Source organism: Acuticoccus sp. I52.16.1 (assembly GCF_022865125.1).
In the GTDB taxonomy this organism is placed as follows: Bacteria; Pseudomonadota; Alphaproteobacteria; order Rhizobiales; family Amorphaceae; genus Acuticoccus.
This window is the reverse complement of record NZ_CP094828.1, coordinates 4,978,880-4,991,434: the sequence shown is the minus strand read 5'-3', so window position 1 is coordinate 4,991,434 and position 12,555 is coordinate 4,978,880. Positions and strand designations below refer to the sequence as shown.

Here is a 12,555-nt window from a genome sequence, read left to right as displayed (position 1 = left end):
TTTTCGAAACTCTTGACGATATACGAAAATCGGGTCCACTCTCGCTGTCAATGCCCGCCAGAGGCATCATCGGGAGGACCCGCATGGGTCGGTTCAATATCAGGGACATGGCGCGATCCGCCGGATCGCGGCCGAGGCGCGGTGAGCGGGGCTCGTGCCCAGCGCGCCCGAATCGGCACGCCGCCGCCCGCCCGGTCGACGCCCCCACCCAATCCCCAAGGAGACCCGCATGCTGAAGACGCTCGCCCGCGCGTCGGTCGCGGCCGCCATGTGCTGCCTCGCCGGCGCCGCGACCGCCGCCGACGTGACCATCCGCTTCCCCGTCGAATATGCGCTCGACATCACCCCCGGCCGCGCCAACCAGGAGTTCAAGAAGCTCGTCGAGGAGCGCTCGGACGGGCGCATCGAGGTGACGCTCTATCCGAGCGGCAGCCTCTACAAGGGCCTCGACCTTCTCCAGGCGGTGCTGCGCGGCGACGCGGAGATGACGACCCTCATCTCGGCCTACTGGTCGGCTCTGGCGCCCAAGTCCGCCGTTTCCGAGCTGCCCTACGCGTTCCCGACGCGCGAATCCTTCTACAACGCGATCGACGACGGCTTCTTCACCAAGGCCTACGCCGAGGCGGAGGCGAAGGGCGCCAAGCTGATCGCGGTGCTGCCGTTCGACTATCTCGTCCCCGGCACCCGCGCGACGCCGCTGCGCAAGCCGGAGGACTTCGCCGGGCTGAAGTTCCGCGGCCTGGGCAAGGTCAACCTGGAGATGCTGAAGCTCTTCGGGGCGACGCCGGTCTCGATCAACTTCGTCGAGATCTCGCCCGCCATCCAGCAAGGTCTGATCGACGCGCTGAACGTGCCGACCGACAGCTACACGATCTATGACTGGCAGGAAGACATCCGCAACGTGAACTACGCGCCCTACTACATCGCGTTCTACCCCTGGATGGTGAACGCCAAGTGGTGGGCGAGCCTCGATCCCGAGCTGCAGGAGATCATCCAGACCGCCGCCGTCGAGGTCGCCGAGAAGAACCGCGTCGCCGCCGAAGAGGCCGCCAACCAGGCGCTCGAGGACCTGCGCGGCCTGGGCGTGGACGTCCACGTCCAGACGCCGGAGGAGATCGAGGCGTGGTCGAAGGCCGCGCAGCCGGTGTGGGACCAGTTCGCCGGCCAGATCGGCGAGGAGCTGATCGACGCGCTGAAGAGCTACCAGCAGTGATGCTGCTGCGAGCCGCCGACAGGGTGCTGCGCTTTGTGGAGGACGCCCTCGCCGGGCTGATCCTCTTCGCGGTGCTCTTCATCGTCACCTGGGAGCTCGCCTTACGCGGGTTCTTCGGCGGCTCGCACCTTTGGACGGACGAGCTGTCGCGCGTGTTGCTGATCGCGCTCGTCTATGTCGCCACCATCGGCCTGACGCGCGACGGGGCCCACGTCAGCGTCGAGATCGTGCCCAGCGCCCTCGGCCCGCGCGCCCGCGCGGCGCTGGAGCGGGTCGCCGACGCGCTGTGCCTCGTCTTCGCGCTGGCGGCGACGTGGTACGGCATCGGCTACGTGGAGGAGACGCGCATGTTCGGCATCTCCTTCGCCCACTCCAACCTGCCGTTCGACGTGTGGGTGGCGCAGCTCGTCGTGCCGGTGGCGTTCGGGATGATCAGCCTGCGCCTCGCCTTGCGGCTCCTGGGTGTGCGCCCGGCTGCGCCCGTCCATGTGGCGGAAGGCTGAGCGATGGCGTTTCTCCTGCTGGGGCTGATCTTCGCCTTTCTGCTGCTGGGCGTGCCGGTCGGCTTCTCGCTGTGGCTGACGGGGCTCATCGTCGTCCTCACCACCGGCGTCACCTCGCCGACGCAGATCGCCCAGTCGATCTACACCGGGCTCGACAGCTTCGTCCTCCTCGCGATCCCCTTTTTCATCCTGGCCGGCAACATCATGCTGCGCTCGGGATTCGCGAAATACCTGTTTGACTTCATGCAGGCGATCGTCGGCAAGGTGCCGGGCGGCGCCTCCATCGGCGCCACGGGCGCGACGGCGATCTTCGGCGCGATGACGGGCTCGTCCGTCGCCTCCGCCGCGGCGCTGGGGCGGGTGATGATCCCGACCATGGAGGGCCTCGGCTACCCCAAGCGCTACACCGCCGGCCTCATCGGCGCGGGCGGCACGCTCGGCATCCTCATCCCGCCCAGCGTCACGTTCGTGATCTACGGCGAGATGGCGCAGCAGTCGGTCAAGGATCTCTTCATCGCCGGCGTGGTGCCGGGGCTGATCGCGGCGACCGCCATCGGCATCGTCGCCTTCACCATCGCGCTCAAGCGCGGCTACGGCCGGGCGACCGAGCCCTTCTCGCTGTGCGTCCTGTGGCGCACCTTCCGCATGGCGGCGCCGGCGCTGCTGATGCCTGCGATCGTGCTGGGCGGCATCTATGCCGGGTTCTTCACGCCCACCGAAGCGGCGGCGATCTCGGTCGTCTACGGTCTCTTCGTGGCGCTCGTGGTCTACCGCACCATCGGCCTCGAGGACCTGCCGCGCATCTTCGTCGAGAGCGCGCGCTCGACCGGGGCGATCCTCTTCATCCTCTCCGGCGCGCTCTTCATCGGCATGCTGGCGACGCTCGCCGGCATCCCCGCCGCCATCGTCACCGGGATCGACGCCTTCCACCTCTCCCCGCTCGGCTTCCTGTTCGTCACCTCCGCGGTGCTCCTGGTGCTCGGCTGCTTCCTCGACGGGTTCACGCTGCTCACGGTGGTGACGCCGATGCTGCTCCCCTCGGTGCACGCCCTCGGCATCGACCCGATCCACTTCGCCATCGTCCTCGTCCTCAACATCGAGATCGCGGCGATCACCCCGCCCATCGGGCTCAACCTCTTCGTCATCGCCGGCATTTCCGGCACCACGATGCGCGACGTCGTCGTCGGCGTGATCCCGTTCATGCTGGCGATGGCGGCGGTCCTGGTGCTCCTCATCCTGGTGCCGGCCCTCTCCGTGATCCTGCTCTGAGGCTCTGCCATGCTCGACCCCATCATCGACGCGCATCACCACATCTGGCGCCAAGCCGACCAGCCCTGGCTCCAGGGCCCCACCGTACCGCGCATCTTCGGCCCCTACGACCCGATCAAGCGCGACTACCCGATCGAGGAGTTTCTCGGCGACGTCGAGGGGACGGGGGTCGCCGGCTCGGTCTACGTGCAGACCAACTGGGCGCCGGAGCGCGCGGTCGAAGAGGTGGCATTCGTCACCGAGGCGGCGGAGCGCACCGGCTGGCCGCACGCCATCGTCGGCTTCTGCAACCTCTTCGCCGACGATGCGGCCGATGTGCTCGCCGCGCAGGCCGAGTTCCCGCTGATGCGCGGCGTGCGCCAGCAGCTCCACTGGCACGAGAACCCGCAATACCGCTTCGCCCCCGGCCCCAACGAGATGGCGAGCCCCAAATTCCGCGACAATCTCGCCCGCCTGAAAGACCACGGTTGGCTCTTCGAGTTGCAGGTGTTCGCGCCGCAGATGGAGGACGCCGCGGATCTGGTGGACGCGTTCCCGAACCTCACCTTCGTGCTGGAGCACGCCGGCATGCTGGAGGACGACGCGCCGGAGGCGGTGGAGCGCTGGCGCCGCGGCATGGCGCGCCTCGCCGCCTTCCCCAACGTCGCGACCAAGCTCTCCGGCCTCGGCACCTTCATCCACCGCAACGATCCGGCCCATATCGCCACCGTCACGCGCGAGACGATCGCGATCTTCGGGGCGGAGCGTTGCGTGTGGGGCTCCAACTTCCCGATCGAGAAGCTGTGGACGGATTACGGCGCGCTGGTGCGGTCCGCCCGCGATGCGGTGGCCCCGCTCGGCGACGCCGACCGCAAGGCGGTGCTGCACGACAATGCGGTGCGTCTCTACCGCCTCTGAGGGGCTGCGTCGTCGCGGAGCGTTGACGGCGGCGGGGCCGGATGTCAGCGTCGGTACACAATAATACAAATAACAATAAACTAGGGAACGGCGTGGCAAGGGCGGAAGCGTGGATCGTCGCGATCAACCGGGTGTTGGTCGCGGCCTTGTTGGCGATCGTCTTCGCCATCGTGTTCATCAATGTGGTCGGCCGCTACGGCTTCGGCTTCTCGTTCGCGTGGGGCGAGGAGGCGGCACGCCACATCATGATCCTCGCCGCCTTCTCCGGCGCGGGCCTCGCCCTGCGCGAAGGCCGGCTCGTCGCGATCACCGCCCTCCCCGACCTGCTGCCGGCTCCGCTGGGGCGCGTGGTGCGCTGGGCCATCGTCCTCGTCATGTTCGTCTTCATGGGCGTGATGGTGTGGCTCGGCATCGAATTCGTCCTGTTCGGCTGGAACAAGGAGACGATGTCGACCGGGATCTCGCGCGGGATCCCGTACCTGGCGGTGCCCGTGGGTTGTGCGCTCTTCCTGGTGCAGCTCGCCTTCTTCGCCCGCCGCTTCGTCGACCAGACGTTCGAGCTCGCCGGCATCCCCGAAGCGGACGGGCCGGTCTGATGGCGCAGACGCTCGTCATCCTCTTCTTCGGCACGCTGCTTCTGGGCGTTCCGGTCGCCTTCACCATGGGCATCGCCGGTATCACCGCCATCCTGGTGGACGGCACGTTGAACCCCATCGTCGCCGCCCAGCGCATGTTCAACGGGATCGACAGCTTCCCGCTGATGGCGGTGCCGTTCTTCATCCTGGCGTCCGAGCTGATGACGGCGTGCGGGCTCACCAACGCACTGCTGCGCTTCGCCAACGCGCTCGTCGGCCACGTGCGCGGCGGCCTCGGCCACGTCAACGTCCTCGTCTCGATGCTGTTCGCCGGGATCTCCGGCTCGGCGCTGGCGGACGCGGCCGGCCCCTCGGCCATCGTCATGCGGATGATGCGCGCGGCGGGATACGAGAAGAACTACGCCGGCGCGCTGTCGGCCGCGACGGCGACCATCGGGCCGATCATCCCGCCGTCGATTCTCGCCGTCATCTTCGCCATCTCGACCCCGCAGGTGACGGTCGCGGGGCTCTTCCTGGCCGGCATCGTGCCCGGTCTCCTCCTTGGAGCGGCGCTCGCCACGGCCAACCACATCGTCTCGGTCCGGCACGGCTACCGCGGGCGCGAGCACCGGGCGACGTTCGCCGAGCTGCGCGGCGCCACCCTCGCGGCAATGCCGGCGCTTGTGATGCCGATCATCATCCTCGGCGGCATCCTGGGCGGGATCTTCACGCCCACGGAGGCGGGCGCGGTCGCCTCCGCCTACGCGCTCGCACTCGGCCTCCTGCTGCGCCGCTTCACCCTGCGCCGGCTCTACGAGGCGTTCGCGGCCGCCGCGATCACCACCTCCTCGGTGTTCCTGATCGTCGCCATGGCCTCCATCTTCGCCTGGCTGCTGACCTACCTGCAGATCCCGCAAGGGCTCGCCGGCGCCATCACCGGGATCACCGAGGACAAGCTCGGCATCCTCTTCATCCTCGCCGCCTTCGCCCTCGTCTGCGGCTTCTTCATCGACACGCTGCCCGCCCTCATCATCCTGACGCCGATCCTCGGCCCGATCGCCTTCTCGGCCGGGATCGACCCGCTGCAATTCGGCATGATGCTGGTGCTCAATCTGACGATCGGTATGATCACGCCGCCCGTCGGGCCGGTGCTCTTCGTCATCGCAACCGTCGGGCGGTTGCGCCTCGAGGGGCTGTTCAAGGCGATCCTGCCGCTGCTGCTGGCGGAGATCGTCGTCCTGCTCCTCGTGATTCTCGTTCCCGGAGTGAGCACGTTCGTGCCGCACATCTTCGGGTTCGCAAAATAACGATGCGCCAAAACAAACGTATGGGAGGACTTATGAAAACCGCATCCAAGCTGCTGGCCGCGACAGCCGCTCTCGCGCTCACCGCCGGCGCCGCCTCGGCCAAGGACCTGAAGTACGCGCACTTCCAGTCGGCCGACCTCAGCGCCCCGAAGCACGCCGCCGCCCTTGCCTTCGAAAGCTGCGTCGAAGGCAAGACCTCCGGCTCGATCGACGTGCAGATCTTCCCCGCCTCGCAGCTCGGCGGCGGGCCGGAGATCATGGAAGGTCTGGAACTCGGCACCGTGCAGATGGCCGTCGTCCACGACGGGCCGATCTCGGCGATGTACAAGCCCTTCGCGGTGCTCGCGATCCCCTACACCTTCGACGATCAGGCGATGGCGTGGGCGGTGATGGACGGTGAGTTCGGCGACGCGCTCGCGGAGGACATGCTCGCCCAGACCGGCATCCGCATGTTCGGCGTCGCCGACAACGGCGTGCGCAACTTCACCAACAACGTGCGCCCCGTCGCCCAGCCGTCCGACATGGAGGGGCTGAAGATGCGCGTCATGACCGCGCCGGTGTGGGTCAAGCTCGTCGAGAGCCTCGGCGCCTCGGCGACGCCGGTCGCCTGGCCGGAGCTTCCGGGCGCCCTCAGCCAGGGCGTGGTTGACGGGCAGGAGAACGGCGTGACCAACATCGTCGACGCCTCCCTCTACCAGCACCAGAAGTACGTCTCCCTCGACGGGCACGTCTTCTCCTGGCACGCCTACCTGATGAACGACGCCTTCTACGAGGGCCTGACCGACGCGGAGAAGAAGGCGGTCAACCAGTGTGTCGAGATCGCCAAGACGATCCACCGCGGCATGACCGCGGCGCAGGACGCCAACGCCACCAAGATCCTGTCCGATCTCGGCATGGAGGTGGTGCCGGTGAGCCCGGAGCAGAAGCAGATGTTCCGCGAGGCGGCGCAGCCGGCGGTGCGCGAGTGGGTCGTCGGCGAGATCGGCGAGGAGTGGCCCGCCCAGCTCGAGGCCGCGGTCGAAGCCTACCGCGCCCAGTGACGACCTCGCCGGCCCGGTGACGCCGGGCCGGCCCAGAGTGAGAAGGCACGAGACATGAAGAGCGCCGTCATTATCGGTGGAACCCGCGGCATCGGCGCCGGCATCGCCGCCGCCCTCAAGGCGAAAGGCTGGGCGATCACCGCCACCGGCGTCAGCCGCGAGGAGGTCGACGCCTACGCCGCCGCCGAGCCGGAGGCCGCCACCGCCATCCTCGACGTGCGCGACACCGCCGCCGTCAACGGCTTCTTCGCCGGCCTCGACCGGGTGGACGGGCTGGTGAACTGCGCCGGCATCCTGGCGCGCGGCAAGGAATACGAGATCGACACGTTCGAGACCGTCATCGACATCAACCTGACCGGCACCATGCGAACCTGCGTCGCGGCCCATCCGCTGCTGGCCAGATCGGGCGGGGCGATCGTCAACACGGCCTCGATGCTGAGCTATTTCGGCGGGCCGTTGGTGCCGGCCTACTCCGCCTCCAAGGGCGGCGTGGCGCAGCTCACCAAGGCGCTCGCCGGGCGCTGGGCGGCGGACGGCGTGCGCGTCAACGCCGTCGCGCCCGGCTGGATCGAGACCGAGATGACGACGGCGCTGCGGGCCGATCCCGTCCGCAACGACCCCATCGTCGGCCGAACGCCGATGGGTCGCTGGGGCAAGCCCGCCGAAGTCGGCGCGCTCGCCGCCTGGCTCCTGTCCGGCGAGGCTTCGTTCGTGACGGGATGCGTCTATCCTGTCGACGGCGGTTATTCTGCGATGTGAGGAGGCGGCGATGCCCGTTCAGACCGAAGAGAAAGACAAGCGCGTTCCCTATCAGCTGCCGTTCCCCAAGGACGCGCAGACCGAGATCGTCATCCCCGACGCGGCGGCCGAGGACGAGCGCATCTGGGTGCCGCAGGCCGAGAACGTCTCGTTCCGCCCGCTGTGCCTCAACCGCTCGCAGGGCTACTGGATGAACCTCCTGCGGGTGCGCAAATCCGGCGTCCTGTCGCGCCACCGCCACCCGCAGCCGGTGCACGGCTGGGTGCTCAAGGGGAGCTGGTACTACCTCGAGCACGACTGGGTGGCGCGCGAGGGCGGCTACGTCTTCGAGCCGCCGGGCGAGACCCACACCCTGGTCGTGCCCGACGACGTCGAGGAGATGATCACCTACTTCCAGGTCAACGGCGTGATGCTCTACGTCGACCCCTTCGGCAACACGATGGGTTACGAGGACGTCTTCACCAAGATCGAGATGTGCCGCAAGCACTACACGGAAGTCGGCCTCGGCGAAGACTACGTCGACCAGTTCATCCGCTGAACCGCGCGGGCCCCGGCGGCCCGCGCCCCCTTCCCTCGTCCAGGTGACCCCGATGTCCGCGCCCACCTCCATCCGCGCCATGACGGCGCGCGTCTTCCGTATCCCGCTCGACGAGCCGCTGCAGGACGCCAAGCACGGTGTCCAGGTCGATTTCGAGCTGATCACCGTCACCGTGGTCCGCGAGGACGGGCTGGAGGGGACCGGCTATACCTACACGATCGGTGCCGGGGGACACGCCATCAAGGCGCTGATCGACCATGACCTCGCCCCGATGGTCGCCGGCCACGACGCCGACGACATCGACGGCCTGTGGGACATGATGCAGGCGGGGCTGCATTATGTCGGCCGCGGCGGGCTCGCCTCGTTCGCCATCTCCGCCATCGACATCGCGCTGTGGGACATCCGCGGTAGGGCGACCGGCCAGCCGCTGTGGCAGATGGCCGGCGGCGCGGGGCGCAAGCCCCTCACCTACCGGGGCGGCGTCGACCTCAATTTCCCCCTCCCCAAACTGGTCGAGAGCGTCGGCGACCACCTCGATCGCGGGTTCACCGCGGTCAAGATCAAGGTCGGCAAGCCCGATGTCGCCGAGGACGTCGCCCGGCTCACCGCGGTGCGCGAGCGGATCGGCGGTGCCACCCGGCTGATGGTCGACGCCAACTACGGCTACGACCTCGACCGCGCGAGCGCGGCGGCGAAGGCGTTCGAACCCTTCGACCTCGTGTGGCTGGAGGAGCCGCTGGCGCCGGACGATTTCGCCGGCCACGGCGTCCTCGCTCAGCGCACGACGGTGCCGCTGGCGGCGGGCGAGAATCTCCACACCCTGCAGGAGTTCCGCCTGGCGCTGGAGCACTCGCGCCTCGCCTTCCTGCAGCCCGATTCCGGCAACTGCGGCGGCGTCACCGGCTTCCTGCGCGTCGCCCGCATGGCGGCGGCCGCGGGCGTCCCGGTCTGCAGCCACGGCATGCAGGAACTCAACGTCAGCCTCGTGCCGGCGCAGGCGAACGCCGGCTGGCTGGAGGTGCACAGCTTTCACATCGACCGCTACACCCACCGCCCGCTGGTGTTGGAGGACGGCCGCGCCGTCGCGCCCGACGAGCCGGGCTGCGGCGTGCGCTTCGACTGGCGCAAGCTGGAACCGCTCGCCCGGTAGCCGGCCCCGGCGGTGCCCGGCCGCCGCGCCTACAGGAGGACCGCGCCGAAGTTGCGGGCCGGGTCGAACTCGGCGGCGGTCCTGCCGGTCGGCTCGGCCGCCTTCCCGCCGCCGCGAGGCAGGAATTCGCCGCTGCCGGCCCGGCCCGTCAGCGCCCCGTCCGCGACGATCACCTCGCCGCGCCGCACCACCGTCTCCGGCCAGCCCTTCACCGTGCGGCCGACATAGGGGGTGTAGCCGGTGGCGTCCGCCATCAGATCGTCGGTCAGCGTGACCTCGCGCTCGGTATCCCAGACGACGAGGTCGGCGTCCTTGCTGATGGCGATGGAGCCCTTGCGGTCGGCGAGGTTGTAGAGCTGCGCCGGGGCCGTGGCGGTGATGCGCACGAAATCCGTGACGTCCATGCGGCCTTGCGAGACGATCGCGTCGAACATCAGCGGCATGCGCGCCTGCAGGCCGGGCATCCCGTTGGGGATCTGCTTGAAGGTCGGGTTGGGGCCGTTCGCGAACTTGCCCTTCTCGTCATAGGAGAACGGGGCGTGGTCGGAGGTGACCGTCTGCAGGTCGCCGCGGGCCAGCGCCTGCCAAAGTGCCTCGATGTCGGACGCGGCGCGCGGCGGTGGACTGCAGCACCATTTCGCCCCCTCCATCCCCGGCTTGTCGAGGTCCTCGGCGGTGAGAAAGAGGTACTGCGGACACGTCTCGGCGAAGACCTTCACCCCACGGCCGCGGGCGGCGTGGATCGTCGCGGCGCCTTCGGCGGTCGACACGTGGAAGATCATGATCGGCTGGTCGATCAGCTCGGACATGGCGATGAGGCGGTTGAACGCCTCCGCCTCGGACCCGCGCGGATGACTGACGGCGTGGTATTTCGGCGCGGTATAGCCGCGATCGAGCAGGCGCTGCACCATCCACTTGATCATGCCGTGATTTTCGGCATGGGCGCACACCATGGCGCCGAGCTGACGGGCGACGAGCAGGATGTCGAGCACCTGTTCGTCGTCCACCTTCATGGCGTCGTAAGTCATGAAGATCTTGATGGAGCCGTGGCCGGCCTTCACCAGCGCGGGGAGCTGCTCGGTCAGCGTCGCGGGCGTCGGGTCGGTGACGATGAGGTGAAGGGCATAGTCGACGATGGCGCCGCGACCGGCGAGCGCGTGGTAGTCGCGCACGATCGCGGACAGATCGTCGCCCTTGTGCTGGCACGCGAACGGGATGACCGTCGTGGTGCCGCCGAGCGCGGCGGAGGCCGTCGCGGTCTCGAACGTGTCGGCGTTGGTGACCCCCATCGCCGAGAGCTGCTCGATATGACAGTGGCTGTCGACCCCGCCGGGCGTGACGAGGCGGCCGCCGGCGTCCACCACGGCGCGTGCGTCGCCGAGGTCGTGGCCGATGGCGGCCACCTTGCCGTCGGCGATGGCGATGTCCGCGCGCATGACGTCGACGGCGGTGGCGACGGAGCCGCCGCGAACGATGAGATCGAATGTTGGCATGAAAGCTGACAGGACTCTGGCTTGCAGGCGCTCTAAAGCGTCGATGGGAAGCGGGCGGGGTGTGCCCGCAACGGGTGCTGCAGGCTGCGTGCCGCGGCGTGGACGGAGGATATCAGGTGGCCGGGGCCAGACAACGCATTCTCGTGGTGAACCCCAACTCCAACGACGAGGTGACGCGCGGGATCGACGCGGCGCTGGAGCCGCTGCGCTTCGCCGAGGGGCCGCAGATCGCATGCATGACGCTGGCCGAGGGCCCGTTCGGCGTGGAAACGCAGGCGGATGTGGAGGCCGTCACCCTCCCCCTGGCGCGGCTGATGCGTGAGACGAACGACACGGACGCCTTCGTCATCGCCTGCTATTCCGACCCCGGCCTCCATGTTTGCCGCGAGGCGACCGCCCGGCCGGTGTTCGGCATCGCCGAATGCGGGGTGCTGACGGCTCTGTCGCGCGGCGAGCGGTTCGGGGTGCTGGCGATCAAGGACCGCTCGATCCCCCGCCACCTCCGGTACCTGCGGCAGATGGGGTTGATGGACCGCCTCGCCGGCGAGCGGGCGCTGGGGCTCAGCGTGGCGGAGACGGCCTCGGGCGCCTCGACGTTGGAGCGCATGACGGAGGTCGGCACCGCGCTGCGCGATACGGATGGGGCCAATACCATCGTCATGGGCTGTGCCGGGATGGCGGCGCACCGCGCGCGGCTGGAGGAGCGGCTCGGAATCCCGGTGATCGATCCCACTCAGTCGGCCGTCGCGATGGCCCTCGGCGCCGTCGCGCTGGCGCCATAGCGCGCATTGGCCGTGGATCCGGACGTCACGGGGCGCGCAAGAAGGCGGCAGCGCGCGGAGCGGTCGGCCCGGCGAAGGGTCAGTGGCGTTCGGGGGGGGGGGGGACGGATCGGGGTGTGTCCGGTGACGAGGTGCCGCCGGACCGGGCTTGCCGAGGCCTTGGAGGTCTAGTCGGTCCACGGCGTATGGGCCGGTTGCGGCGACCGCTGCGCCGCAGGTGCGAAGCGGGGCGCCGAACCGGACGGATGACGGCGGTGGGGCCGACGCGAAAAGACCGCCGCGCGGGGGGCGTGGCGGTCTGGTCCGATGCGACGGGTCGCCGGGCGCCTCGTGGCGCGCCGGGTCAGAGATCGTCGCGGTAGAAGAGATCCGGGCGCGCCGCGTTCTCGGCCAGCGCCTGGCGCAGCTCGGCCGGGGCTTGGATCGCCGGGGCGGCCGTCACGACGCGCAGCTCGGCGATGTCGTCCTTGCTGTCGCGCACGGTGATCGACGGGATCACGACGTCCTTGGCGATGATGGTGGTGTTCGCCTCCGGATCGTGGGTGAACACTTCCTCGCCGTTGGGGTCGAGAAGGACGATGCGCTGGCGCGGGCCACCGCCGACGACTTCCACGTGCGTCACCACGGAGGAGGACTCGATCCGCTCCTGGTTGCGCTTGCCGTCACGGGTTTCGGACGGGTTGGCGAGATGCGCGTCACCGGACATCATCCCGCTCGCCATTTCGACGTTGCGGCTGAGTTTGCCGACGGTCGACGTGACCCCGTTATAGAAGTCTTCATGATTGGCTGCGTAGGCTGCCGCTGCAACGGAACCAGTGAAGACCAACGCGACGATAGCGGTACGACCGAGCACTGACATCCGAGCTCTCCTTCCAGGGCCGGTTTGCCCTTGCCGCTCCAAGCGGCTTATTGCGTATGGCGCTATGCAGCGCCTGGTTGTCCACAGTTGGTTATGTTGCACCACTGCCACAAGACCGAACTGCAAACATTCTCGTTCACTTTTTGTGGAAAATTTAACTTCCCACCGAC

13 protein-coding genes are annotated in these 12,555 nt (G+C 68.7%); 11 read left to right on the top strand and 2 right to left on the bottom strand.

Going from position 1 to position 12,555, the window contains the following annotated elements; translation table 11 throughout:
- Positions 1-229: 229 nt before the first annotated feature.
- From MRB58_RS22305 to MRB58_RS22260, 10 genes are all read left to right on the top strand, one after another.
- Complete coding sequence (locus tag MRB58_RS22305) at positions 230-1,213, top strand: TRAP transporter substrate-binding protein (protein ID WP_244779306.1); 984 nt, start codon at positions 230-232, stop codon at positions 1,211-1,213.
- Complete coding sequence (locus tag MRB58_RS22300) at positions 1,213-1,716, top strand: TRAP transporter small permease (protein WP_244782081.1); 504 nt, start codon at positions 1,213-1,215, stop codon at positions 1,714-1,716. Before MRB58_RS22305 ends, MRB58_RS22300 begins: the two co-directional genes overlap by 1 nt.
- 3 nt (positions 1,717-1,719) lie before the next feature.
- Positions 1,720-2,985 (top strand): TRAP transporter large permease, encoded by a 1,266-nt coding sequence (locus MRB58_RS22295; RefSeq protein WP_244779305.1) that lies wholly within the window; start codon positions 1,720-1,722, stop codon positions 2,983-2,985.
- A 9-nt stretch (positions 2,986-2,994) separates the two neighbouring features.
- Positions 2,995-3,882 (top strand): amidohydrolase, encoded by an 888-nt coding sequence (locus MRB58_RS22290; protein WP_244779304.1) that lies wholly within the window; start codon positions 2,995-2,997, stop codon positions 3,880-3,882.
- Positions 3,883-3,974: 92 nt separating this feature from the next.
- Positions 3,975-4,478, top strand: coding sequence for a TRAP transporter small permease (locus MRB58_RS22285; RefSeq protein ID WP_244779303.1), 504 nt, complete (start codon positions 3,975-3,977; stop codon positions 4,476-4,478).
- Positions 4,478-5,764 (top strand): TRAP transporter large permease, encoded by a 1,287-nt coding sequence (locus MRB58_RS22280; RefSeq protein WP_244779302.1) that lies wholly within the window; start codon positions 4,478-4,480, stop codon positions 5,762-5,764. The genes MRB58_RS22285 and MRB58_RS22280 overlap by 1 nt, the downstream gene beginning before the upstream one ends.
- Positions 5,765-5,796: 32 nt before the next feature.
- Positions 5,797-6,804 (top strand): DctP family TRAP transporter solute-binding subunit, encoded by a 1,008-nt coding sequence (locus MRB58_RS22275; protein WP_244779301.1) that lies wholly within the window; start codon positions 5,797-5,799, stop codon positions 6,802-6,804.
- A 54-nt stretch (positions 6,805-6,858) separates the two neighbouring features.
- Positions 6,859-7,563: an SDR family NAD(P)-dependent oxidoreductase gene (locus tag MRB58_RS22270; RefSeq protein ID WP_244779300.1), complete on the top strand. Its 705-nt coding sequence runs from the start codon at positions 6,859-6,861 to the stop codon at positions 7,561-7,563.
- A gap of 10 nt (positions 7,564-7,573) precedes the next feature.
- Positions 7,574-8,101, top strand: coding sequence for a 2,4'-dihydroxyacetophenone dioxygenase family protein (locus MRB58_RS22265; RefSeq protein ID WP_244779298.1), 528 nt, complete (start codon positions 7,574-7,576; stop codon positions 8,099-8,101).
- Positions 8,102-8,153: 52 nt separating this feature from the next.
- The gene (locus MRB58_RS22260) at positions 8,154-9,251 is read left to right on the top strand and encodes a mandelate racemase/muconate lactonizing enzyme family protein (RefSeq protein WP_244779296.1); all 1,098 of its coding nucleotides are present in this window, start codon (positions 8,154-8,156) and stop codon (positions 9,249-9,251) included.
- 29 nt (positions 9,252-9,280) lie between these two features.
- Here MRB58_RS22260 and hydA read toward each other — a convergent pair whose 3' ends face one another.
- Positions 9,281-10,744: a dihydropyrimidinase gene (gene hydA, locus MRB58_RS22255; RefSeq protein ID WP_244779294.1), complete on the bottom strand. Its 1,464-nt coding sequence runs from the start codon at positions 10,742-10,744 to the stop codon at positions 9,281-9,283.
- Between the two features lie 143 nt (positions 10,745-10,887).
- Here hydA and MRB58_RS22250 point away from each other — a divergent pair, with 143 nt between their 5' ends.
- Entirely contained in the window at positions 10,888-11,526 is a 639-nt protein-coding gene (locus MRB58_RS22250; RefSeq protein WP_244782080.1) for an aspartate/glutamate racemase family protein, read from the top strand.
- Between the two features lie 343 nt (positions 11,527-11,869).
- On the opposite strand, the gene MRB58_RS22245 is transcribed toward MRB58_RS22250, so the two are convergent.
- A complete protein-coding gene (locus MRB58_RS22245) occupies positions 11,870-12,385 on the bottom strand; it encodes a hypothetical protein (protein ID WP_244779292.1) in 516 nt (171 codons plus the stop codon).
- Positions 12,386-12,555: the final 170 nt, after the last annotated feature.